The sequence below is a fragment of the Exiguobacterium sp. UBA3491 genome (assembly GCF_002377745.1).
Taxonomy (GTDB): domain Bacteria; phylum Bacillota; class Bacilli; order Exiguobacteriales; family Exiguobacteriaceae; genus Exiguobacterium_A.
On record NZ_DFQK01000012.1, the window covers coordinates 127,296 to 150,068 of the forward strand.

At 48.1% G+C, this 22,773-nt stretch carries 25 protein-coding genes; 23 read left to right on the top strand and 2 right to left on the bottom strand.

The window, feature by feature from the left end; genetic code table 11:
- Positions 1–62 precede the first annotated feature (62 nt).
- Positions 63–917 (bottom strand): aldo/keto reductase, encoded by an 855-nt coding sequence (locus B4F99_RS03730; protein ID WP_290755413.1) that lies wholly within the window; start codon positions 915–917, stop codon positions 63–65.
- A gap of 167 nt (positions 918–1,084) precedes the next feature.
- Between B4F99_RS03730 and B4F99_RS03735 the strand changes: the two genes are divergently transcribed.
- The 11 genes from B4F99_RS03735 (at position 1,085) to B4F99_RS03785 (ending at position 10,188) form a co-directional block, all read left to right on the top strand.
- A complete protein-coding gene (locus B4F99_RS03735) occupies positions 1,085–1,615 on the top strand; it encodes an NUDIX domain-containing protein (protein WP_035408909.1) in 531 nt (176 codons plus the stop codon).
- Between the two features lie 101 nt (positions 1,616–1,716).
- The gene (locus B4F99_RS03740; protein WP_023467675.1) at positions 1,717–2,199 is read left to right on the top strand and encodes a Fur family transcriptional regulator; all 483 of its coding nucleotides are present in this window, start codon (positions 1,717–1,719) and stop codon (positions 2,197–2,199) included.
- 125 nt (positions 2,200–2,324) lie between these two features.
- Positions 2,325–3,209: a site-specific tyrosine recombinase XerD gene (gene xerD / locus B4F99_RS03745; protein ID WP_056060398.1), complete on the top strand. Its 885-nt coding sequence runs from the start codon at positions 2,325–2,327 to the stop codon at positions 3,207–3,209.
- A gap of 118 nt (positions 3,210–3,327) precedes the next feature.
- Entirely contained in the window at positions 3,328–4,500 is a 1,173-nt protein-coding gene (gene deoB, locus B4F99_RS03750; RefSeq protein ID WP_290755415.1) for a phosphopentomutase, read from the top strand.
- Positions 4,501–4,518: 18 nt separating this feature from the next.
- Complete coding sequence (locus B4F99_RS03755; RefSeq protein ID WP_290755417.1) at positions 4,519–5,331, top strand: purine-nucleoside phosphorylase; 813 nt, start codon at positions 4,519–4,521, stop codon at positions 5,329–5,331.
- Positions 5,332–5,378: 47 nt separating this feature from the next.
- Positions 5,379–6,680 (top strand): pyrimidine-nucleoside phosphorylase, encoded by a 1,302-nt coding sequence (locus B4F99_RS03760; RefSeq protein WP_290755419.1) that lies wholly within the window; start codon positions 5,379–5,381, stop codon positions 6,678–6,680.
- 107 nt (positions 6,681–6,787) lie between these two features.
- On the top strand, positions 6,788–7,432 hold the full coding sequence (locus B4F99_RS03765) for a hypothetical protein (protein WP_290755420.1): 645 nt from the start codon (positions 6,788–6,790) through the stop codon (positions 7,430–7,432).
- Positions 7,433–7,517: 85 nt separating this feature from the next.
- Positions 7,518–8,522 (top strand): S66 family peptidase, encoded by a 1,005-nt coding sequence (locus tag B4F99_RS03770; protein WP_290755422.1) that lies wholly within the window; start codon positions 7,518–7,520, stop codon positions 8,520–8,522.
- A gap of 103 nt (positions 8,523–8,625) precedes the next feature.
- The gene (locus B4F99_RS03775) at positions 8,626–9,063 is read left to right on the top strand and encodes a peptidylprolyl isomerase (protein ID WP_023467682.1); all 438 of its coding nucleotides are present in this window, start codon (positions 8,626–8,628) and stop codon (positions 9,061–9,063) included.
- 97 nt (positions 9,064–9,160) lie between these two features.
- Entirely contained in the window at positions 9,161–9,688 is a 528-nt protein-coding gene (locus B4F99_RS03780; RefSeq protein ID WP_035398198.1) for a type 1 glutamine amidotransferase domain-containing protein, read from the top strand.
- 152 nt (positions 9,689–9,840) lie between these two features.
- Entirely contained in the window at positions 9,841–10,188 is a 348-nt protein-coding gene (locus B4F99_RS03785; protein ID WP_290755424.1) for a GNAT family N-acetyltransferase, read from the top strand.
- Positions 10,189–10,205: 17 nt separating this feature from the next.
- Here the strand turns inward: B4F99_RS03785 and B4F99_RS03790 are convergent, their stop codons facing one another.
- The gene (locus B4F99_RS03790) at positions 10,206–10,670 is read right to left on the bottom strand and encodes a DUF309 domain-containing protein (RefSeq protein ID WP_214855245.1); all 465 of its coding nucleotides are present in this window, start codon (positions 10,668–10,670) and stop codon (positions 10,206–10,208) included.
- 92 nt (positions 10,671–10,762) lie between these two features.
- Between B4F99_RS03790 and B4F99_RS03795 the strand changes: the two genes are divergently transcribed.
- The 12 genes from B4F99_RS03795 to ymfI all read left to right on the top strand — a co-directional run bounded on the left by B4F99_RS03795 (position 10,763) and on the right by ymfI (position 22,716).
- Positions 10,763–11,518 carry a segregation/condensation protein A gene (locus tag B4F99_RS03795; RefSeq protein WP_214855247.1) on the top strand — a complete coding sequence of 252 codons (756 nt, stop codon included), beginning with the start codon at positions 10,763–10,765 and terminating at the stop codon, positions 11,516–11,518.
- Positions 11,508–12,080 (top strand): SMC-Scp complex subunit ScpB, encoded by a 573-nt coding sequence (gene scpB / locus B4F99_RS03800; protein ID WP_214855249.1) that lies wholly within the window; start codon positions 11,508–11,510, stop codon positions 12,078–12,080. The genes B4F99_RS03795 and scpB overlap by 11 nt, the downstream gene beginning before the upstream one ends.
- Entirely contained in the window at positions 12,080–12,841 is a 762-nt protein-coding gene (locus tag B4F99_RS03805; protein ID WP_023467688.1) for a pseudouridine synthase, read from the top strand. The genes scpB and B4F99_RS03805 overlap by 1 nt, the downstream gene beginning before the upstream one ends.
- A gap of 126 nt (positions 12,842–12,967) precedes the next feature.
- The gene (locus tag B4F99_RS03810) at positions 12,968–13,558 is read left to right on the top strand and encodes a redoxin domain-containing protein (RefSeq protein ID WP_290755429.1); all 591 of its coding nucleotides are present in this window, start codon (positions 12,968–12,970) and stop codon (positions 13,556–13,558) included.
- 22 nt (positions 13,559–13,580) lie between these two features.
- On the top strand, positions 13,581–15,128 hold the full coding sequence (gene resB / locus B4F99_RS03815) for a cytochrome c biogenesis protein ResB (RefSeq protein WP_251137910.1): 1,548 nt from the start codon (positions 13,581–13,583) through the stop codon (positions 15,126–15,128).
- Entirely contained in the window at positions 15,125–16,291 is a 1,167-nt protein-coding gene (gene ccsB, locus B4F99_RS03820) for a c-type cytochrome biogenesis protein CcsB (RefSeq protein WP_290755432.1), read from the top strand. The genes resB and ccsB overlap by 4 nt, the downstream gene beginning before the upstream one ends.
- Before the next feature lie 171 nt (positions 16,292–16,462).
- Positions 16,463–17,185, top strand: a complete 723-nt coding sequence (locus B4F99_RS03825) for a response regulator transcription factor (protein WP_290755434.1) — start codon at positions 16,463–16,465, stop codon at positions 17,183–17,185.
- Positions 17,182–18,909 carry an ATP-binding protein gene (locus B4F99_RS03830; protein ID WP_290755436.1) on the top strand — a complete coding sequence of 576 codons (1,728 nt, stop codon included), beginning with the start codon at positions 17,182–17,184 and terminating at the stop codon, positions 18,907–18,909. Before B4F99_RS03825 ends, B4F99_RS03830 begins: the two co-directional genes overlap by 4 nt.
- Positions 18,910–18,942: 33 nt before the next feature.
- Complete coding sequence (locus tag B4F99_RS03835) at positions 18,943–19,491, top strand: cob(I)yrinic acid a,c-diamide adenosyltransferase (RefSeq protein ID WP_035408870.1); 549 nt, start codon at positions 18,943–18,945, stop codon at positions 19,489–19,491.
- Complete coding sequence (yfmF, locus tag B4F99_RS03840) at positions 19,491–20,744, top strand: EF-P 5-aminopentanol modification-associated protein YfmF (protein ID WP_214855261.1); 1,254 nt, start codon at positions 19,491–19,493, stop codon at positions 20,742–20,744. The genes B4F99_RS03835 and yfmF overlap by 1 nt, the downstream gene beginning before the upstream one ends.
- Positions 20,741–22,012 carry an EF-P 5-aminopentanol modification-associated protein YfmH gene (yfmH, locus tag B4F99_RS03845; RefSeq protein WP_231496875.1) on the top strand — a complete coding sequence of 424 codons (1,272 nt, stop codon included), beginning with the start codon at positions 20,741–20,743 and terminating at the stop codon, positions 22,010–22,012. Before yfmF ends, yfmH begins: the two co-directional genes overlap by 4 nt.
- Positions 22,012–22,716, top strand: a complete 705-nt coding sequence (gene ymfI, locus B4F99_RS03850) for an elongation factor P 5-aminopentanone reductase (RefSeq protein WP_056060433.1) — start codon at positions 22,012–22,014, stop codon at positions 22,714–22,716. The genes yfmH and ymfI overlap by 1 nt, the downstream gene beginning before the upstream one ends.
- Positions 22,717–22,773 lie beyond the last annotated feature (57 nt).

Consider the following 22,773-nt stretch of genomic DNA (forward strand, 5'->3'; position numbering starts at 1 on the left):
AACTCCTCCTCTGTATGAACGTTACAAAGAAGGAGTTTCCCGGAGATATGAAGAGTTAAACCTCAACGGTGTTCCGTATAGTGATGAACCGGCAGTGTAGCAAGTGCCTGGTCGATTTGAGCTTGCGAGATCGACTCTTTCATCGCTTGGACGTTTGCCTGAAGCTGTGACACGCTTGACGCGCCAGGAAGGACGATATCGACCTGTTGATCGATGGCTTGCAATGCAAGCGCCGGAAGCGGGAAATCTTGAAGTTTTTGTAGACTCGCCTCAAGCGTTTCCTTATCGAATTGTTCGAACCGATCAACCGACTGCAGGCGTGAAGCACTTTCATGTGTCAAGAGTCCTTTTGCCAGTGGACCACGGGCAACGACTTGGATGTTTTTCTCTTTTAAGCGTGGCAACAACTCTTCGATGCGGCGATCGAGCAACGAATAAGGCGTCATCAAGTAAGAGAAATTACTGTGCTCGAGCCAATATTCGATGACATTCGGGCGCAGTGACGACAGACCATATTCCTTGATCTTCCCCTCTACTTTTAAATCTTCCATTGCGCGGATCGACGCATCGATATCATCATCAATCGTACCGCCATGGACGTAATACAGATCGAGATAAGGAGTTTCAAGACGATTCAAACTTTCAAGACAAGCTTGCTTTAGATAGTCATAACTCGGATCCCATGTCCAACCGGTTCCGGTCGCATTCATTCGATTGCCACCTTTTGAGGCAAGGAACAATCGACTACGATCCTCTTGAGCGAAGGTTTGGCCGATAATCGATTCGACGGCTCCGTTTGCATAGACATCCGCTGTGTCGAAATGGGTGATACCCGCGTCGAGTGCCGTCCGCAGGATTGCTGCCGCTTCTTCCTGTCCGCGTTTTAAGATCGTCATCGTACCTAATCCTAATGACATGTTCAATTCCCTCTTTTCTTAAATGAACTGTAAGTTTGGAACTTCTGCATTCTAGTGTATCATATCTTATGAAAAAGACGGCTTGAAGTCTTGCGGCAATACGTCGGAAACGGCATACTAATCATGACAGAGAACGTAAACTAGGATAGAAGAGGGGAACACTACCGATGGAAGAAAAAACGATTGAACGTGAAGTGATCTATGAAGGAAAAGTTTTTGATGTCGAGAAACATGTCGTCACGTTACCGAACGGTAATACCTCGGTTCGTGAACTGGTCTATCATAATGGTGCCGTCGCCATCATCGCTTTTGATGAACAAGGGGATCTGATTGTCGTTGAACAATATCGGAAGGCGTTCGAGAGTCTATCAATCGAGATACCAGCGGGCAAACTCGAGAAAGGTGAAGATCCACTCGATTGTGCCGGACGTGAATTAAAGGAAGAAACAGGTTACGTCGCGAAAGAGTTACGACATGTCTTTGATTTCTACGGTGCGCCTGGTTTCTGTAGCGAACGTGTACATATCTATGAAGCGATTGGTCTGACTGCCGGTGATCGTCAGCTCGATGAAGATGAGTTCCTTGAGAACAAAACATTGAAGCTTGAACAAGCGCTCGAACTTGTTGCAAACGGAACGATTGTCGACGCGAAGACGATCATGGCGATCCAGCATTGGCAGATCCGTACTTTAAAATGATTCTCATTTAAATGATTTTCAGTTGATAATCATTTTAATTTGAAAAAAGACTGATTATCAGCTATGATAATAGCATCAGTTCGAACAAAGGGGGCGCTATGATGGAAAGTCGTGTAGAACGCATCAAAAAACAGCTAAGCGGTAAAGGATATAAGCTGACTCCCCAACGTGAAGCGACTGTGCGTGTCCTGCTCGAACATGAGTCGGATCACCTCAGTGCCGAAAATGTCTTTCTCCTTGTAAAAGAAAAGAACTCCGACATCGGACTTGCGACGGTTTACCGGACGCTCGAATTATTGACGGAGCTCGAAGTCGTCGATAAGGTCAACTTCGGAGATGGCGTATCCCGGTTTGATTTACGACAAGAAGGTGCGAGTCATTCGCATCACCATCTCGTCTGTATCGAATGCGGATCCGTCGAAGAGATTTTAGACGATATGCTGGAAGAAGTAGAGAAAGAAATCGTGTCCCGATTCCACTTCAAAATCAAGGATCACCGCCTGACATTCCATGGCGTCTGCCGTGTCTGCCAAGAGCGTCACGCTCGGGAAGCGTTGGAACAATCGCAAACACAAACAGTCTGACCGTCCGAGGAAATTTCGGATGGTTTTTCTTTTTCAATTTTTATAGGTCAGACCTCTTCACAACGGTTTACACCTTTGATATGATGGGAAAGTAAGCGATTTCGTAAACGAAGAGGATGAGTTCAGTGCGTGAACAACTGGAAGCATTTATCAACTATTTAGTGATTGAACGGCAAATGTCCGCGAATACGGCAGCTGCGTATCGAAATGATTTGAATCAATACTTACAGACGCTCGAAACAGCGGAAGTTTCTTCGTTTGAACAGGTTCACCGACATCATATCGTCGACCACATTGAACGATTGCTTGAAGCACGCAAGTCACGATCGACGGTCCGTCGGGCGACGAGCTCAATCCGTTCGTTCCATCAATATCTGGTCGAAGAGAAACTAACGACGCATGATCCGTCCCGTCACCTTGATTTACCGAAACCGGAGAAGAAGCTTCCCGTCGTCTGGAGTCAAACCGACGTCGAACGTTTGCTTGATTCGGTCGTCGGTGTCGATCCGCTTACACGACGAGATGCAGCAATGCTTGAGCTTCTCTATGGAACAGGGATGCGCGTCAGCGAACTGCTACAACTGAAGTTGAACGATTTGCAACTCGAACTAGGGTATCTGTCGTGTATCGGGAAAGGGAACAAGTCCCGTATCATCCCGATGAGTTCGACGTCGATTGAAAGCGTCAGGACATATCTTGACCTCGCGCGTAATAGTCTCGGTGGTCAACAGACGGACGATGTTTTCTTGAACAGTCGCGGTGATCGTTTGTCACGACAAGGTTTTTGGAAGATGATCAAACGACGGGCAAAGGAAGCCGGTATCGAAAAAGAAATCACGCCGCATGTCTTGCGTCATTCGTTCGCGACCCATCTTCTTGAAAATGGTGCCGATCTACGCGTCGTGCAAGAGATGCTAGGACACGCTGATTTGTCGACGACACAAATGTATACACACGTCAACAAAGCACGACTCCACGACGTGTATAAGAAACATCATCCACGGGCATGATGATTCTATCTTTTAAAGGTCGGACTTCAGACAAATGATGCGTTTTGTCTAGTCCCTTTCCGGGAAAAATCGTAACGGAAATCGCACAACTACAGCTCGTATATAGGAGGAACAGCAAATGGCTCAATCATTTAAACGTGTATTTTTGATCGTCATGGACTCCGTAGGAATCGGAGAAGCACCGGACGCTGAACAGTTCGGAGATCTTGGTTCGCATACGCTCGGTCACATCGCGCGTGAACGCAACGGACTCAACATGCCGAACATGGCAAAACTCGGTCTCTCGCATATCGAACCGATCGAAGGTGTCTCAGCTGAAGAAGCACCGCTTGCGGCATACGGGAAAATGCAGGAAGTATCTGCAGGGAAAGATACGATGACAGGGCATTGGGAGATCATGGGACTGCGGATCGATACACCATTCCGTGTCTTCGAAAAATTCCCGGATGATTTGATTCATCGCTTGGAAGAGTTCTCAGGACGGAAGATCATCGGGAACAAACCGGCTTCTGGTACGGAAATTCTCGACGAACTCGGACAAGAACATGTCGAGACAGGCGCCTTGATCGTCTATACGTCGGCAGACTCTGTCCTTCAGATCGCAGCACACGAAGAAGTCGTGCCATTAGAGGAATTGTACCGGATTTGTGAATACGCACGTGATATCACGCGGGATGACCCGTACATGCTCGGTCGTATCATCGCACGTCCATTCCTTGGTGAGGCAGGGGCGTGGGTTCGAACAGCGAACCGTCACGACTATGCCCTTAAACCATTCGACCGGACAGTCATGAACGAACTTGAGACAGCTGGACTTGATGTCATCTCACTCGGTAAGATTGCTGATATCTATGACGGCGAAGGCGTGACCGATGCGATCCGTACGAAGTCGAACATGGACGGGATGGATCAACTCGTGAAGCAACTCGATCGAGACTTCAACGGACTCTGCTTCTTGAACCTCGTCGATTTCGATGCGTTGTTCGGACACCGTCGCGATCCGCAAGGTTACGGACAAGCACTCGAAGAGTTCGATGCACGTCTTCCGGAAGTGTTTGATCGCTTGAACGAAGATGATCTTTTGATCATCACGGCTGACCATGGAAACGACCCAGTTCACGCTGGGACAGACCACACGCGTGAATACGTACCGTTGCTTGCTTATCACAAAAACAGTGTCGCAAAACCGCTCGGTATCCGTGAGACGTTCGCTGATCTTGGGGCAACGGTTGCTGAAAACTTCGGTGTCAAAATGCCGGCACACGGAACAAGCTTTTTAACAGAACTATAATTCGAGGGAGCGATTCAGATGACAGTCAACTGGAATGAAACACGTTCGTTTTTAGAAAGCAAGATGCAGGCAAAACCGGAAATCGGATTGATTCTCGGTTCAGGACTTGGTGTCCTCGCAGATGAGATTGAAAACCCAATCGCGATTCCATACCATGAAATCCCGAACTTCCCGGTATCAACGGTCGAAGGGCACGCGGGGCAACTCGTCTTCGGTACTCTTGAAGGGAAACAAGTCGTTGCGATGCAAGGGCGATTCCACTTCTACGAAGGATATTCGATGGATATGGTCACGTTCCCGGTTCGTGTCATGAAGGCGATCAGTGTCGAGACATTGATCGTTACGAACGCAGCCGGTGCGTGTAACGAAGCGTTCGAACCAGGTGATTTGATGTTGATCACGGATCACATCAACTTCTTCGGTACGAACCCATTAATCGGGAAGAACGTCGACGAGATGGGACCACGTTTCCCGGATATGTCGAAGCCGTATGATGCGGAATTACTTCGTCTTGCACAGGAAACAGCGGATGAACTCGGAATTCGTGTCCGTCAAGGTGTCTACTTCGGAAACACTGGTCCAACGTATGAGACGCCAGCAGAAGTCAAGATGGCACGGATGCTCGGTGGCGACGTCGTCGGTATGTCGACGGTCCCTGAAGTCATCGTTGCCCGTCATTCCGATATGCGAGTCCTTGGAATCTCATGTGTCTCGAACATGGCAGCAGGTATTCTCGACCAACCGTTACACCACGATGAAGTCATCGAAACGACAGAACGTGTCCGGGCACACTTCCTATCACTCGTTCGCGGTTCGATCAAAAAAATGTAACGACTGTTTATAAAACTCACAAAATACTCCTGAGGAGGAACTAGATTATGCGTATGGTAGATTTGATTGCAACAAAACGAGACGGTGGCGAACTCGCAACAGCTGATATTCAAGCAATGGTAGAAGGGTTCACGAATGGTGAGATTCCAGATTACCAAATGTCAGCGATGTCGATGGCGATTTTCTATCAAGGAATGTCAGATCGTGAAATCGCTGATTTGACGATGGCGATGGTCAACTCGGGCGACGTGATCGACCTTTCACGTATCCACGGGAAAAAAGTCGATAAACACTCGACAGGCGGTGTTGGTGACAAGATCAGTCTGATCGTCGCACCACTCGTTGCGTCAATCGGCATTCCGGTTGCGAAGATGAGCGGTCGTGGACTCGGTCATACAGGTGGAACCATCGACAAACTCGAAGCGTTCCCTGGTTTTGACGTCGAGCTTTCTGAAGAAGCGTTCGTCTCACAAGTCAACGACATTAAGATGGCGATCATCGGTCAAACGGGTAACCTGACGCCTGCAGACAAAAAACTCTACGCATTACGTGACGTCACGGCGACGGTCAACTCGATCCCATTGATCGCAAGTTCAATCATGTCGAAAAAAATCGCAGCAGGAGCAGACAGCATCGTACTCGACGTCAAGACAGGTTCTGGTGCCTTCATGAAATCGTTTGAAGATGCAAAAGCACTCGCGACAGAGATGGTTTCAATCGGTAAGAGTGTCAACCGTAAGACGGTTGCTGTCATTACAGACATGGATCAGCCGCTCGGCTTTGAAATCGGAAACGCAAACGAAGTCAAGGAAGCGATTGAAGTCCTTCAAGGGAAAGATGTCCGTGACTTGAAAGTCATCGCCTTGACGATTGCATCACACATGGCAGTCCTCGGTGAGTTCTACCCGACGTTCGACGAAGCGTATGCGGATCTCGAAACACGTCTCGCTAACGGCGCAGCACTTGACGTCTTCAAGAAGTTCATCGCAGCGCAAGGTGGCGACGCGTCACTCGTTGACGACATGACAAAAGCACTTGAAACGAAATACGAAAAAACATTCGTTGCTTCAAAAGCCGGTTACGTTTCTGAAATCATCGCTGACGAAGTCGGTGTTGCGGCAATGATCCTCGGTGCTGGACGCGCGACGAAAGCAGATGAGATCGACCACGCAGCAAGCGTCACGTTACACAAGAAAGTCGGCGATCGTGTCGAAGTCGGCGATGTCATCGCAACGCTTCGTTCAAACAAAGAAACGCTCGACCAAGCGATCGAAAAAATGGATCACGCGTATCACATCAGTGAAACGAAACCGGCAGAACGTCCGCTCGTTCACGCTGTCATCCAGTAAGCAATCCAATCAGCAATACTTGAGTAGTGGACTTCGTCCGCTACTCTTTTTTTGTGATAAAATCAAAATTGTAAAAATATAGGATGATTAATTTTGGGGGTGAGTGCATGAAACGTTGGTTGATCGGAATTGCCAGTCTAGTTGGAGTCATCGGAGGTGGTGCCTTATTGATGACGTTCGCTTTTACACAGGACATGAACTCGGATGGAACGAAAGAGACTGAAATACAGCGGAAAGCAAAAACTTACTTAGAACAGCATCTTCCGGAAGCGAAGGTGACAGGTAGTCTTTACGACAACATGGGAAATTTTCCATTTGAATATGCCGCACGCGCGATAGACGAAAAAACGAATACTGAGTTTTTCGTCTATCAACAAGAGGAGTCGGGGAGGCTCGTTGACTCGTATCATGCGTCACTTTGGGAAGATCGGTTAGAGCGACGGATCCCGTCGCCGACTCTCGAACAACTGAACGATCAATTGAGCGTGACCGTACTTTATGACAGCGATGAAATACAGCGGCTAGGTGACGCGCGTTTTGAATCAAAGGCTTATTTACGGAAAGAAGTCGCTCCGACGCTCTTAGTGGATGTTCCACGCAAGCGACACGAACAGGATAAAGCGCAGGTCACAGCGTGGGCAAAGTCATTACGTGAACAAAAGATCCTTCAACATATGACGGTCAAGATTGACTATATGTCGGAAAAAGGAGAATTGCTTGAGAACGGAGATTCGCTCTTCGTGAAGCTGTAAAATGGATGGGAAAATGAGAGTACGTGTTTCCTTTTCGATTTGTTATACTGGAAATACTTGTAATGAAAAAAGGGGGGGAACTCTCATGAAACCACCACGCTTACAAAAAGGGGATAAGATTGCTATCGTCTCGCCGGCGTCTGCTGTCGCAGCATACGTACCGCGTCGTCTCGCCCGCGGTATCGCAACACTTGAAAAAATGGGGTTCGAGGTCGTCTTGATGCCGAATGCAACAGCTGTTCATAGTCATACAGCAGGAACGATCGGCGAACGTCTGCAAGATTTACATATGGCGTTTGCTGATCCGTCGATTAAGGCGATCATCTCGACAATCGGTGGATTTAACTCGCACCAATTACTCGATGAACTTGATTATGAGTTGATCCGAAACAATCCGAAAATCTTCGTCGGATACAGTGATATCACCGCATTGTTTGCTGGCATCTATCAGAAAACAGGATTGACGACGTTCGTCGGACCAGCGCTACTGACACAGTTCGGTCAATTTGATGGTCTTGATCCGTATACGGAAGAGTCGTTTAATCGTACGTTCATGCAGACGGAACCGATCGGTCGAATCGAAGCATCGGAAGAGTGGACGGACGAGATTTTACGCTGGGATGTCGCGGATGATCGCAGACGAGAGCATCAGCCGAATGCAGGGTACACGATCGTCAAGACGGGCGTCGCAGAAGGTCCGATTCTGACGGGGAACACGGGAACACTTTTGCTGCTTGCTGGGACACCATACTTGCCATCATTTGACGGTGTCGTCTTGATGCTTGAGGATGACGAAAGTGAGACACCAGAAACGATCGACCGGTATTTCACGCAATTGCGACACATGGGTGCGTATGACAAGATTGCGGCGCTCGTCGTCGGACGCTTCCCGAGCAAGGTCGATTTTGATCCGGACTTCCCGCTCAAAGACATCATTCTGCGCGCGACGCGGGGCTATGATTTCCCGATCATTCTCGATGCGGACTTCGGGCATACGGATCCTGTCACGACACTCGCGAATGGAATTCGGATTCGTGTCGAAGCAACGGATTCGGTGACACTCGATGTGTTAGAGGCAGCCGTCGAGTAAAAAGGTCTGCACGACGTCCTGAAATTTGGTACACTGTACCATGGAATCACGATCTTGAATCGTGACGAATCTCTTGCTGAAAAGCACGAAAGGTTGGTCAAACATGCAAAAAACTGGTCATATCTTATTAGAAGATGGAAATAAAATCGAATTCGAATTGTTCAACGATGAAGCACCGATCACGACTGAAAACTTCGAAAACCTTGCAAACTCGAACTTCTACGATGGATTGAACTTCCACCGTGTCATCCCAGGCTTCGTCTCACAAGGCGGATGCCCAATCGGAAACGGTACAGGCGGTTCAGGAAAAACGATTCCTTGCGAAACGTCTACATCATACCCACACAAACACAAAGCGGGTTCACTTTCGATGGCACACGCTGGTCGTAACACTGGATCAAGCCAGTTCTTCATCGTACATGAGCCACAACCGCACCTCGACGGTGTACACACAGTCTTCGGACAAGTGACTTCAGGTCTCGAACATGCACAAAAAATGAAGCAAGGCGCTGGCATCAAAGAAATCCGCGTCGAAGCATAAGTTCTTGCTCCTCTTCAAACGTTTGAAGAGGAGTTTTTCTTTTTTTAGAAGCGGGTACAATCAGTAAGGGAACTCAACTTGTAAAGGAGTGTTTGTCATGCGTTTAGAAGGAAAACGAATCATCCAAGTCGTCAGCAATGACTTCGAGGATTTAGAATTATGGTATCCTGTCCATCGCTTACGTGAAGAAGGCGCGATCGTCGACATCGTCGGTGAGAAGGCAGATGAGACGTATATCGGGAAGTACGGTGTTCCGATCAAATCGAATAAGACGTTCGATGAGATCAATCCAGCAGAATACGATGCGATTCTTGTTCCGGGTGGTTGGTCACCCGATCTGTTACGCCGCTTTGACTCTGTCCTGAACATGGTGCGTCATTTTGACCAGAACAAACAACCAATTGGTCAAATCTGCCACGCTGGTTGGGTGTTGATCTCTGCTGGCATCTTAAAAGGTGTTAATGTCACGAGTACGCCAGGAATCAAGGATGACATGACGAATGCAGGTGCGATTTGGCACGATGAAGCCGTTGTCGTCGACGGACATATCGTCTCGAGCCGTCGCCCGCCTGATCTACCAGATTACATGCGTGCTTTCATCCAAGTGATGGAAGAACAAGCATGATTCAGATGCAGGGGACGTCACATGACGGTCTCCTGCCTTTTTCATGGATTATGAAAAAAATGCAGTAATTCTGTGTGAGAAGGTGTAGAATGAATGAGTCTCAGTCGTTCATGCTCCTGAGAGTTGTTGAAATTAGGAAGGTGTAGAATCACATGCTAGTAAAATATAAGAAGTTGAATGAACGGACCGCGATGGGGCTGATCGCCTTTTCGTGCGAAGTGAAGGATCCGAAGTATTTGCTTGAAACGGTTCAAGCCTATGAACAGGAAGAAGACCAACGCTTGTATTTGTACAAACAAGATGAGGATTTCGTCGGTGTCATCGGGTTTCAATTAATGGATGGCCATGCTGAATTGAAACATATCGCCTTATCACCGTCTTTCCGTGGAGAACGGATGTCGTATCTCCTACTCGATGAAGCAGTCAAGCTCCTTCGAACGGATATTACGGGTGCGACCGAAGAGACGCAACGCCTCGTCGACAAATGGAAAAACCAATAAAAAGACCGGTCCATGGCTCAGATGGACCGGTCTCTTCGGTTTTGTAGCGCTTCTTGGCGTGCAAGAACGACATCCGTGCGATCACGCAAGCGATGCTTATGCGTCACATAGTCGAGATCAGGTGCTGTCGCTTCAAGCGCAACGGTCCGGATGACATCCGGGAAGACAGGTAACGGGATGTGTCGATAAACCGGATCCGTAAATTGATGAAGATGATCGAGCAAACGAGAGACGTCGATTCCGGACGCAATCAGCGTAGTTCGGTGACGTTCGATCTTATCAAATGCTTTCACATATGTCCGCTGTGCACCGGTCGCATTGCCGCGCCGATGGTGATAGCGGGCGACGGCCAGTTGGATTAAACCAACGAGCGCCTCATCCTGGCGCTGTCCTTCTTGCCAGACTTCCTCTAAGATTTCATGGCACTCGAAGTAATCGTGCCGGATGTTGAATTCGAATACGAATCGCTCGATTGGATTCATGGAATCACCTCTTCCTTTGAATATAACATAGTCGAACCTATCCGTTGTATGGTATACTAAGGCGCAAAAAACGTTGATGGGCAGGGAGAATCATGGAATCATACAGTGTAAAGATGGATGCGTTTGAAGGCCCGCTGGACTTGCTGTTACACTTGGTTGGTAAATTAGAAATCGATATTTATGATATATCCGTTTCCATGGTGACGGATCAATATGTGTCCTATATCCGTGCGATGCAACATCTTGAACTAGATGTTGCTAGTGAATATCTTGTCATGGCAGCGACGCTGTTGCAACTGAAAAGCAAACAACTCTTGCCGGTTGAACAGACGGAATACGATGAGATTCCCGATTTCGAGGAAGAACCGACACGAGAAGGTCTGATTCAACAGTTGATCGAGTATAAAGCGTATAAGGAAGCGGCACTCGTCCTCAAGGAAAAGGAAGAGGCGCGCCTTGAGCTGTTCTCGAAACAACCAGAGGATTTGATGCGTTATCTCGATACGGACGCACAAGAGTATAATGGTACGTTATCCCTAAGTGATTTATTGCGTGCATACGAAAAAATGCGTCAACGGGAAGCTTGGAAGGTACGTCGCTCGAAGACGGTTAAACGGGAAGAACGGTCGCTTGAGCAACAGATGGAGTCCGTTGCCCGTTACGTCGCGACGCGTGAGCGTACGACATTCTTTGGCTTTTTTGTGGAGCAGCCGACGGTCGAAGAACTGGTCGTCAGTTTCCTCGCCGTCCTAGAACTCGTGAAGCAACGGGTCATTGATTGTGAACAAATGACCGATGACATTTTGTTGCGTAGCATGGTGAAGGAGGAGAGTCAGATTGGCGTATGAACAAATCATTGAAAGCTTGTTATTCGTCGTCGGCGATGACGGTATCGACCCACGTGGTCTCAGTCAAGCACTAGAGATCAGTGAAGCAGCGGCGCGCGAACAGTTACTGGCTCTTCAGACGACGTTCGAAGCAGAGCGACGGGTGTTGCAAATCGTGGAGTCAGGTGGCGTCTTTAAGATGGTGACACGTAAAGAGATGTCGCCGTATATTCAGGCGTATGCGGGATCACTTGCAGAAGACTCCTTGTCTCGAGCAGCGATGGAGACACTCGTCATCATCGCGTACAAACAACCCGTCACGCGTGCTGATATCGAAGTCGTCCGTGGCGTCAAGACGGAACGCGTCATCCATACGTTAAGTGCAAAAGGTTTGATTGAAGAAGCGGGACGTGCCAAAGGCGTTGGTCGCGCGAAATTGTATAAGACGACGGATCATTTCCTGGACCACTTTGGTCTGAATAGCATTGAGGAGTTACCACCACTCGAGTTCGAAGAAACGTTCGAATCAGATGGAGATCTCTTCTTCCGGAATGATCCTTCATTAGAGGAGAGAGTGAATTAATGGAACGGTTACAAAAAATCATCGCACAAGCAGGTGTCGCTTCACGGCGTAAAGCAGAGGAATTGATTACAGCAGGCCGCGTCAAGGTTAACGGGAAAGTCATCACGGAGCTCGGAACGAAAGTTGGAGCGCGTGCTGAAGTCGAAGTCGACGGCGTGAAGCTTGAGCGTGAAGAACACGTTTATTACATGCTGTATAAACCAACAGGTGTCGTCTCGACGGTTGAAGACGATAAGGGACGTAAGACGGTCGTTGATCTCGTACCACCGGGACACCGTGTTTTCCCAGTCGGTCGACTCGACTACAATACGAGCGGTCTTCTTTTGATGACGAATGACGGTGAATTCTCGAACCTTCTGCTTCACCCGAAGTATAAGGTACCGAAACGCTACATCGTCAAAATCAAAGGCGTACCGGAATATTTCCACGTCAAAGGTCTTGAAAAAGGCGTCGTCTTGCCGGATGGCTTTAAGACAGGGAAAGCACGCGTCGAGATGCGTGACATCGATAAGAAGAAAAACACGGCAATCCTTGAGATGGTCATCTACGAGGGACATAACCGCCAAGTCCGTCAAATGGTCGAGACACTCGGTTCAGAAGTCTTGAAGTTGAAACGTGAACAGTTCGGTTTCTTGACACTGGCAGGTCTTACTTCTGGCGAGTGGCGTGAACTTTCAAAAAAAGAAGTCAATCAATTGCGTGAGCTAGCGGATCCAGCCGCTCCACCTACGAAAAGACGTAAGAACACAAAAAAACGTTAATTTGTAAAGCGAGAAGCTCATCCTCCGGGTTGAGTTTTCTTTTTTTGTGACAAAACGATTAACGAATTTCACATTTTATCAACGTTTAAGCGATTTCAAGTACAATATGGGTGGAGGCGGTAAAATATGAAAAAAACGAAACAAAATCCGGAAGAACGCTTAGCAGCAGCCCAGCAAAAAAAGAAGAAACGCTCTTTCTGGCGTCTGATGATCATGACGATGGTCTTGTTCGCCGGTGCTGTCGTCATCATGCAATTCGTCGATCAAGCGACACGTGATAAAAACGGTCGTGTCATGGCAGGCGATGATGCTCCTGGTTTCGCGCTCGTCGATCTATACGGTGAGAAACAGCACTCAATGGATGAATACAAAGGAAAAGGACTTTTACTCAATTTCTGGGGTACATTCTGCGAACCATGTAAGAAAGAGATGCCTTTGATCAATGACAACTATCAGATGATGCAGGATCAAGGTGTCAATTTCGTAGCGGTCAATGTCGGAGAAACACCGGTTCGAGTCTCAAGCTTCATCAAGGATATCGGCGGAACGGATTATCCGATCCTCATGGATACGAATAGTTCGGTCGAGAAGGCTTACGGGATCTACAACTTACCTGTGACGTTCATCATCAACAAAAAAGGTGAGGTCGTCGAGAAATACGAAGGTGAGATTGATCAAGCGAAGCTGGAAGAGATGGTGAAGAAGGCGAACGAGTAACGCATCGAAGGGGGATTTAAGGATGCAGGAGCAAGAAGATTTCAAACAACTGGACATGCGTTACGAGGAAGCAGAACTTCGTTCGAAACGTAAAAATCCATCTTGGATCGACCGGGCATGGACGTTCTTCTCGTCCGTCAAGGTCGGGTTATGGCTGATCGGTCTGATCATCATCGCGAGTGGGGTCGGTACGATCTTCCCGCAAGAGATGTATATTCCGCAGGCAACACCACCGGAAGAATTTTATCAAAAAGAATACGGTACGGCAGGGGATATCTACTATACGTTAGGATTCCACAACCTGTTTGAATCATGGTGGTACATCGGATTAATCACACTGTTACTCTTATCGATCATCATCGTGTCGATTGACCGCTTCTTCCCGCTCTACCGAGCATTGAAGAAACAACCGGTCATCCAGTCGGACCGTTTCATGAATGGTCAGCGATTTGGCGCTGAAGCGACTGGAGACGTCAAAAAAATCGATGCGATCGCACCGTTACTTGAGAAGAAGGGCTATAAAGTCCGTCGACAAGATGGGGCGCTCTTAGCGGAAAAACAACGGTTTGGACGATGGGGTCCTTACATCAACCATATCGGTCTTGTACTCTTCTTTGGAGGAGCGATGCTTCGGGTCGTACCGGGTATGCATGAAGATGAACTGCTCTGGCTTCGTGAAGGAGAGACATTACCAATCGAAGCGACGGACAACAAGTATTACTTGAAAAATGAAGCGTTCAACATCGAGTTCTATGATCCTGAGAAGGTGGACGAAAAATTCAAGAAATCGCTTGAAGCAGCGGGCGGAAACGTGCCGAAAAACTACGACACGAAGATGACGCTCTATAAAAAAGTCGGAGAGACAAGTGATTTCAAACCGAAACTCGAAGAAGTCAAATCAGGTGAGACAGCAGTCAACCGTCCATTCGAATTCGATGATTTCCAAGTCTTCCAAGAACAATACGCGGCAGATCCAGAATTTAAGACGATGTCGTTTAGCATCGTCAACCAAAAGACAGGTAAAGTCGTGGATACGATCAAGGTCGATTTACGTGAACCAAAAGAGACCTACAAGTTGAAAAACGGCTATGATGTCGAATTGAAGGATTTCTTGCCTGATTTCGTCGTCAAGGATGGACAGCCGACGACCAATTCTGGACGTCCTGTCAATCCGGCGTTCGTCTTTAATATCAAATCACCGGAGCACCCAAAAGGGGAGCGTAGCTTGATTGGTATCAAGCTGAATGTCGGTGGGGATGAGAACCAGTACAAGATGGCGTTTGCCGGTACGGAGCTCTCAAACATCTCAGGTGTCCGAATCAAGAAAGACTTGACGCTCCCGTTCCTCTTTGCGGGTGGCATCATCTTCATGGCAGGTCTATTGATCGGGATGTACTGGCCGCACCGTCGTCTCTGGTTACGTGAGAAGAACGGTCGCATTCAGATTGCTGGATTTACAAACAAAAACGCATTAGGGCTTCAAAAAGAAGCCAATCTCGCGTTGACGGAAGTTGGTCTACCAGAACTTGAGGACCGACAAAAGTTGCGGGAAGAGGGGGAAGCTAAATGAATATGCTTCAGTTGAGCAGTAATCTGCTCCTAACGTCATTCATCGTCTACCTCGTCAGTACAGGTTTTTTCGCTGTTGCGACGAGTGGTAAAAAAGGTCCGACACGTTCTGGTAAGATCGCCTATACGCTCGCGATCATCGGTTTTCTTGCTCAGTTAGGGTATTTCTTTACGCGCTGGGCGGGTGCTGGACACGTTCCGGTCTCAAATTTATACGAATACACGACATTCTTTGGTATGATGATGGTCCTTGGATTCTTGATCGTCTATGCCATCTATAAAAATAATGTCCTTGGCTTGATTGCAATGCCGGTTGCCTTGCTCGTCATCGCTTATGCGTCGATGTTCCCGGATGAGGTCCAACCCTTGATTCCGGCACTTCAAAGTGTCTGGCTCAAAATCCACGTTACGACGGCAGCGCTCGGTGAGGGGATTCTCGCTGTCAGTTTTGCGACCGGATTGCTCTATCTGGTCCACGCGACGGATTTCAATAAAGAATCGAAAACACGGACATGGCTTGAAATCGTCATGTTCTCACTCGTTTGTGTCGTTGGTTACATCCTCGTCGGCCTCTTGTTCAAAGCAACAGGTTCTGCATCAACGATCGAATACGTCGCGAAGAATGGTGCGAAGATGACACATGAATACACGATGCCGGTTCTGACAGGTCCTGAGAACGGAAAAGTCTTATCTGGTTCAGGTGCCGTCATTGAATTGCCGAACTTCTTGAACGCGAACAAAGTCAATACGGTCTTATGGTCGATCATTGGTGGCGTCGTCTTATACGTCTTGCTTCGCTTCGTCATTCTTCGTAAGCGTGTCGCAGAGAGTCTGAAACCAATCGCGCGGAAGATTGATTTAGAAACAGCTGATGAGATTAGTTACCGTGCGATTGCGATCGGTCTTCCAATCTTCATCCTTGGCGGATTAATCTTCGCAATGATTTGGGCGCAAATGGCATGGAGCCGCTATTGGGGCTGGGACCCGAAAGAGGTTTGGGCACTGATCACGATGCTCTTCTACGTGTTCTATCTCCACATGCGCATCCAGCGTGGGTGGATCGGTAAAAAATCAGCATGGTTATGTGTTGGTGGTTTTGCTGTCATCATGTTCAACCTTGTCTTCGTCAACCTTGTCGTAGCGGGATTACACTCGTACGCATAAGGAAAAGAAAAGCAGCGGATCCGGAAACGGTCCGCTGCTTTTTCATGTTTCTCTGACAAAAGAGTATTGTTTTGGGGAAATCAGCCAGTGCAAGCCATTCTTTTCGTTTCATAGTATACTAAAAGAGTAGTAGGATAGAGGAGTAGAGTTTAGTTTATAGGAGGAGACAGCATGTCAGAAGAAGCACGTATTTTAGTTGTCGACGATGAGGAACGAATTCGTCGCCTGTTGAAGATGTATCTGGAGCGGGAAAATTTCACGATCGAGGAAGCAGACAATGGAGAGACGGCGCTTGAAATGGCGCTTGAGACAGAATACGATGTCATTCTCCTCGACTTGATGATGCCGAAGATGGACGGGATGCAAGTTTGTGAAGAACTACGGAAAACGAAAGCGACGCCGGTCGTCATGCTGACGGCAAAAGGTGAAGAAACGAATCGCGTCCATGGGTTTGAAATGGGGGCAGATGATTATATCGTCAAACCATTCAGTCCACGTGAAGTCGTTTTGCGTGTCAAAGCAATCCTTCGCCGAGCGAGTGCAACGAAATTCCTCCATACGGATGCGAAAACAAAAGATGTCATCGTCTTCCCACATTTGACGATTGATAATGACGCACACCGCGTGACGGTTGAATCACAAGAAGTCAATTTAACACCAAAAGAATATGAACTCCTGTATTTCTTGGCAAAACAAACGGACAAAGTATTCTCACGGGAACAACTACTCAAGGAAGTCTGGAACTATGAATTTTTTGGGGATCTTCGGACGGTCGATACACACGTCAAACGTCTGCGTGAAAAGCTGAATCGTTTGTCTCCGAATGCTGCTCAAATGATCACGACGGTCTGGGGTGTCGGATACAAGTTCGAGAATAGTCCGACCGGACGATGAAATGGTTGCAAAGTGTAGTCATCAAACTATGGGGCACGATCCTATTGCTTGTCTCGGTCGTCTTGATCGCCTTGACGATCTTGCTACTTGAATTTTTCAACTCTTTTCATATCGAACAGGAGCGGGGGCACCTTGCAAAGCTCGGTCAACAAGTCGAGACCGTCTTTCAGGCGCACTCCGGTATCGAGGAAGGATCGAGTACTGCTGTCGAAATCACGGATATATATGGCGCGACATTAATTGCGAAGACCCAGGACGATTCTGTCGAAGCGAATATTTCACAAGCGAAAGCGAACCGGATCATCAAGGAGCTCGAACGTCAGAACTGGAAAGCGATCGATGGTGAAGAAGGTGAAACGGCAATCGGTAATTACGAGACCTTCGATGGAAAGGCGGCACTCGCGTATCGAGCACCGCTCATTACGGATAGCGGCAACGGAACGATCTACTTGATCGAACAATTGACGAATATCGAGCAAGCGAATGAAGGCGCACGTCAAATCATTCAGCTCTGTGTCTTGTTAGCGATCATCGGGACGACCGTCTTTGCTTTCTTCCTATCGACACGGATCACCGCACCACTACGGACGATTCGTCAAGCCGTCGTTGAGGCCGGTGAAGGGAAATTCGATCAAAGCCTGACGCAACGTTCACGTGATGAGATTGGTGACTTAGCGCTTGCCTTTAACGAGATGAGTAGCCAACTCAATCAATACGTCACGGATCTTGATAAGGAGCGGCATTTGCTCTCCTCGATTCTGCGCTGTATGGCAGACGGCGTGTTGACGTTCTCAAAATCAGGTGAGCTACTCGCGACGAATCCACCAGCTGAAGCATTTCTTGCAGGTTCTCCCGTACCGGATGAACTGATTGAACTGTTCCAGACAGTCATGAAGGAAGAGACGGAGATGACGGTTTCGTTTGAACGGGAAGGACGCTTTTACATCATCATCGTCAGTCCGTTACTCGAACAAGAAGAGCAGATCGGAGCGGTCGCTGTCCTGCGCGACATGACGGAAGCACAACAACTGGAGAAGATGCGGGCCGACTTCGTCGCGAATGTCAGCCATGAACTGCGGACGCCACTCGTCATGTTGCAAGGGTATTCGGAAGCGATCGTCGACGGGATGACGGAAAGTGACGAGGCGACGAAAGAATTTGCATCAATCATCTATGATGAATCGCAACGCTTGTCCCGTCTCGTCAATGATCTACTCGATCTCGCGCGGATGGAAGCCGGTTATCAGGAGTTACGGATTGAAGCCATCGAAACGGTCTCGTTTGCACAGCGAGTCATCAAGAAATTCAAACAAATGGGACGCGATAAGCAGGTCACTTTCTCGGTTTCCGGTCCGAACATCACATTTGATGCCGATCCGGATCAGATGGAACAAGTCTTGACGAATCTTCTTGGAAACGCCCTGCGTTATACGGAGAACGGAGAAATCAAGATTAAGATTGACGAAGATAGGGAAAACATTACATTATCCGTCATCGATTCAGGTGACGGGATTCCGGAAGAAGATCTACCTTTCGTCTTTGATCGTTTCTATAAGGCGGACAAGGCACGAACGCGCGGTAAGACCGGTACAGGAATTGGTCTTGCGATCGTCGCGAACGTCGTCCGTGCTCATGGTGGAGAGGTCGAAGTCGACAGCCGCTTAGGAGAAGGAGCGACTTTCCGAATCCGATTACCAAAAAAACAAAGGAAGCGAACATTATGAGTCGCTTCCTTTCGCTATAGGAGTGAATAAAACATGAAAATTTATACGAAATCAGGCGATGAAGGAGAAACATCCCTTGTCGGTGGGAGAGTCAAAAAAAATGATCGATTGATCAGCTTGATGGGAGAACTCGATGAATTGAATAGCTTCGTCGGACTTGCTCGGACCAAAGCATCATCGATCGAAGTACGAGAACAATTGACGGTCATCCAGCATGCGTTGTTCGACTGTGGCAGTGACTTGATGTATGTCGAACCTCGTCCATCACGGTTAAGTCAGGAAGCAACAGTTGATTTAGAAAGTTGGATTGATAGTTTAACGGAATTATCGCCACCACTCGACAAGTTCATCTTACCAGGCGGAACGGAAGCGGCCGCGACATTGCATGTGGCACGGACGGTCTGCCGTCGCGTCGAACGTTCGATGATCGATGTTCCCCAAGCGGCTCATTTGTTACCGTTCATCAATCGGCTCAGTGATTTCTTTTTTACAGCAGCCCGTTATGAGAATGCCGTTAACCAAAAAGCAGATATTGAATACGTTCGCAGTGCGCATGTGTTCAAACGAAAGGATGGAGAGTAATGAGTCAGTCATTTAGCACATGGAAAAAGGAAGGAACGAGCTTCCACCTCGTTCCGACCGATAAATTCAAGACGACGACGATCCTCGTCACGTTTTCAGCACCGCTAGAGGCGAAAACACTGACTAGCCGCGCGATTTTACCATACATCATGGAAAAATCGACAGCAGCTTATCCGTCGATGAAAGCATTACGTGAGCCACTTGAGACATTATATGATGCCGGGCTTTATGCGGACGCGTCGAAGTTCGGTGAAGAGCATGTCATCTCGTTCCAACTTGATGTCGTCCGTGGAGAACTCGTCCATCACCCGTCGTTATTAAAAGAAGCACTTGAATTGCTAGAGCAAATGGTGCTGTATCCAGACTTGACGGAAAGTGGTTTCCGCGAACAGTTCGTCAAACAAGAAAAGCGACTGCATGCTTTACGAATCAGCTCGCTGTACGACGATAAGATGCGCTACGCACAGCAGCGTCTTCTTGAATTGATGGCACCAGGTGAAGCCGTCTCGTTACCATCGCTTGGGACAATCGAAGAACTAGAACGGATCACTCCATCGTCCTTGCGTGATACATACCGTTCGATGATCGAAGACGATCGAATCGATGTTTTCGTCGTCGGACAGGTGACGAAGGAGGAAATGGAAGATGCGTTGTCCTTCTTGCCATCGCACTCAGAAAAAGTCAGCCATTACATCCCTGCCCAAAAACCGGTCAACGGTGTGAAACGGTCGAGCGAAACGCAACCGATCAAACAAGGGAAGCTGCACCTTGGTTACCGGGTAGCGGTCGATCCGACGTCTGCCGATTCAATCCGGATGCAAATCGTCAACGGTCTGTTTGGTGGCTTTCCACATTCAAAACTGTTCATGAATGTCCGTGAAAAAGAGAGTCTCGCCTATTATGCGGCTTCACGATATGCGGCATTAAACAGTGCACTCTACGTCTATGCAGGGGTTGACACAAAAGAAGCGGAACGTGCCGAGAAAATCATCCTAGAGCAACTCGTTGATTTGAAGGCGGGACAGTTCACCGATGAAGAATTAACACAGACGAAGGCGATGTTGATCAATGCGCGCCGGCAAATTCTTGATCAGCCGGGGCAATTGATTGGTTGGTTGAATGGTTCGAAGATGCGTGGACTGACACTTGAAGATGAGATCCACATCATCGAGACGGCGACACGTGAAGACGTCGTTCGATTAGCAGCGGCAATCGATCTAGATGCCGTATATCTATTGCGAGGTGAAGCATGATGGAACAACTGACTTATCACGATACAGACGAAACGGTATACCACGAGCAGCTCGATAACGGCTTATCCGTCTATCTGTTGCAAAAAAAAGGATACGAAAAGACGTATGCGACGTTTACGACACGTTATGGTTCGATTGATCAACGATTTAAAAAAGGAGAGGAATGGATCACGGTACCGGACGGCATCGCCCACTTCCTCGAGCATAAGATGTTTGAATCCGAAAAAGGTGACGTCTTCCAAGAGTTCGGTCGTCTCGGTGCCTCAGCGAACGCCTTTACCTCGTTCTCACGAACAGCGTACTTGTTCTCAGCAACGTCACTGATCGAACAAAACCTCGAGACATTGATTGATTTCGTACAAGATCCCTACTTCACGCCGGAAAGCGTTGAAAAAGAGAAGGGGATCATCACGCAGGAAATTCAGATGTATCAAGATAATCCAGGGTGGCGTCTGTTCTTCGGTCTAATCGAATCGATGTATGCGACGCATCCGGTCCGAATCGATATCGCAGGAACACCGGAATCGATCAATCAAATCACAGCCGATGACCTATACACGTGCTATCGTACGTTCTATCATCCATCAAACATGGTGTTGTTCGTCGTCGGAAACATCGACCCGGAAGAGACACTAGCGTTAATTAAAGCAAACCAGGCGAAGAAGGATTATACGGATCGTCCAGCGATTGAACGGGATTACGGTCAAGAACCGCACGGCGTGCATCGTCCACGTCTTGAACTCGAGCTCGACGTCAAGACACCGAAGGTATTGATCGGCTACAAAGACGAATCTGTCCGCGGCGAAGCACAAGTCCGTCGTGAGTTGACGAGTGAATTATTATTGCACCTCTTATTCGATCAAACATCATCGACGTATTTGGAATTGTATGAAGACGGTCTGATCGACGATACGTTCAGCTTTGATTACTCGAGTGAAGAAGAGTTCGCCTTCGCGACGTTCGGCATGGAGACAGAGGATCCAGACAAGTTTATCCAAGCATATGAGACACTTCTGCAAACGCGTCCTGACTTCACGGAAGATGAAGTCACGCGCAAGCGGAACATGATGCAAGGGAAATTCCTCCGTGCCTTGAATTCACCGGAATTCATTGCGAATCAGTTCTCGCGTCACGCACTTGCCGGTACGAATCTGTTCACGCTTCCGACATTGATTGCTTCGATTACGAAAGAAGAGATCGAAGCCCGTTTCGACGAGTTGTTCGCCATTGAAAACCGGGCGATCTCAATCGTCAAACCGTACGCGTGATGCGAATCCTCATCACCGGTGCGAGTGGCGCCATTGGTCTTGCGGCAGCAAAACAACTTGCTGCCGCCGGACATGAATTGGTGCTTCAGACGTATCGACAGCAAGCGGTTTTGGAACGGATGATAGAGGAGTGGCAAGGAGAGCACCACATCTTGACGGCGAATTTAGCGGATGATGAGGACTTGCAGGCATTTTGTACGGCGTTACCTGTCGTCGATGCCTTCGTCCATTGTGCCGGAACGAGTTATAGCGGTCTGTTGCTCGATCAATCGGCAACATCAATGAGTGAACTTTGGAGAATACATGTCGATGCGTTGATGCGCATCAGTCAAACCGTGACGCGGACGAAACCGTTTACGTCGCAGCTGGCGATCGTCGTCATCAGTAGTGTATTAGGGGAACAAGGTGTCGCGGGTGAAGTTGCCTATTCGACGTGCAAGGCAGCACAGCTGGGCTTCGTCAAAGCATACAGTAAAGAACTTGGACCAATGCATGGACGCATCAATGCGATTACGCCAGGATGGATTGATACGCCGATGAACGCGATTTTTTCTGAGGATGAAAAGGCAGAAGCGATTGCTGAAATCCCTGCCGGACGATTCGGAAAAGCAGAGGAAGTAGCTTCCGCGATCCGTTACTTGGTGCAACCAGAATCGAGTTATGTGTCGGGAGCCATCCTTAAAATAGATGGTGCGTGGATGTAAGCATTGGAATTTCAGTTCAGGAATGCTTTTCATTTTTCAAAAAATCATTTAACATGA

Excerpts from the sequence above, each read along its gene's own strand:
- B4F99_RS03730 (WP_290755413.1), bottom strand. The coding sequence starts at position 917 with ATGTCATTAGGATTAGGTACGATGACGATCTTAAAACGCGGACAGGAA.
- B4F99_RS03735 (WP_035408909.1), top strand. The coding sequence starts at position 1,085 with ATGGAAGAAAAAACGATTGAACGTGAAGTGATCTATGAAGGAAAAGTT.
- B4F99_RS03740 (WP_023467675.1), top strand. The coding sequence starts at position 1,717 with ATGGAAAGTCGTGTAGAACGCATCAAAAAACAGCTAAGCGGTAAAGGA.
- deoB (WP_290755415.1), top strand. The coding sequence starts at position 3,328 with ATGGCTCAATCATTTAAACGTGTATTTTTGATCGTCATGGACTCCGTA.
- B4F99_RS03755 (WP_290755417.1), top strand. The coding sequence starts at position 4,519 with ATGACAGTCAACTGGAATGAAACACGTTCGTTTTTAGAAAGCAAGATG.
- B4F99_RS03760 (WP_290755419.1), top strand. The coding sequence starts at position 5,379 with ATGCGTATGGTAGATTTGATTGCAACAAAACGAGACGGTGGCGAACTC.
- B4F99_RS03765 (WP_290755420.1), top strand. The coding sequence starts at position 6,788 with ATGAAACGTTGGTTGATCGGAATTGCCAGTCTAGTTGGAGTCATCGGA.
- B4F99_RS03770 (WP_290755422.1), top strand. The coding sequence starts at position 7,518 with ATGAAACCACCACGCTTACAAAAAGGGGATAAGATTGCTATCGTCTCG.
- B4F99_RS03775 (WP_023467682.1), top strand. The coding sequence starts at position 8,626 with ATGCAAAAAACTGGTCATATCTTATTAGAAGATGGAAATAAAATCGAA.
- B4F99_RS03780 (WP_035398198.1), top strand. The coding sequence starts at position 9,161 with ATGCGTTTAGAAGGAAAACGAATCATCCAAGTCGTCAGCAATGACTTC.
- B4F99_RS03785 (WP_290755424.1), top strand. The coding sequence starts at position 9,841 with ATGCTAGTAAAATATAAGAAGTTGAATGAACGGACCGCGATGGGGCTG.
- B4F99_RS03790 (WP_214855245.1), bottom strand. The coding sequence starts at position 10,670 with ATGAATCCAATCGAGCGATTCGTATTCGAATTCAACATCCGGCACGAT.
- B4F99_RS03795 (WP_214855247.1), top strand. The coding sequence starts at position 10,763 with ATGGAATCATACAGTGTAAAGATGGATGCGTTTGAAGGCCCGCTGGAC.
- B4F99_RS03805 (WP_023467688.1), top strand. The coding sequence starts at position 12,080 with ATGGAACGGTTACAAAAAATCATCGCACAAGCAGGTGTCGCTTCACGG.
- B4F99_RS03810 (WP_290755429.1), top strand. The coding sequence starts at position 12,968 with ATGAAAAAAACGAAACAAAATCCGGAAGAACGCTTAGCAGCAGCCCAG.
- resB (WP_251137910.1), top strand. The coding sequence starts at position 13,581 with ATGCAGGAGCAAGAAGATTTCAAACAACTGGACATGCGTTACGAGGAA.
- ccsB (WP_290755432.1), top strand. The coding sequence starts at position 15,125 with ATGAATATGCTTCAGTTGAGCAGTAATCTGCTCCTAACGTCATTCATC.
- B4F99_RS03825 (WP_290755434.1), top strand. The coding sequence starts at position 16,463 with ATGTCAGAAGAAGCACGTATTTTAGTTGTCGACGATGAGGAACGAATT.
- B4F99_RS03830 (WP_290755436.1), top strand. The coding sequence starts at position 17,182 with ATGAAATGGTTGCAAAGTGTAGTCATCAAACTATGGGGCACGATCCTA.
- B4F99_RS03835 (WP_035408870.1), top strand. The coding sequence starts at position 18,943 with ATGAAAATTTATACGAAATCAGGCGATGAAGGAGAAACATCCCTTGTC.
- yfmF (WP_214855261.1), top strand. The coding sequence starts at position 19,491 with ATGAGTCAGTCATTTAGCACATGGAAAAAGGAAGGAACGAGCTTCCAC.
- yfmH (WP_231496875.1), top strand. The coding sequence starts at position 20,741 with ATGATGGAACAACTGACTTATCACGATACAGACGAAACGGTATACCAC.
- ymfI (WP_056060433.1), top strand. The coding sequence starts at position 22,012 with ATGCGAATCCTCATCACCGGTGCGAGTGGCGCCATTGGTCTTGCGGCA.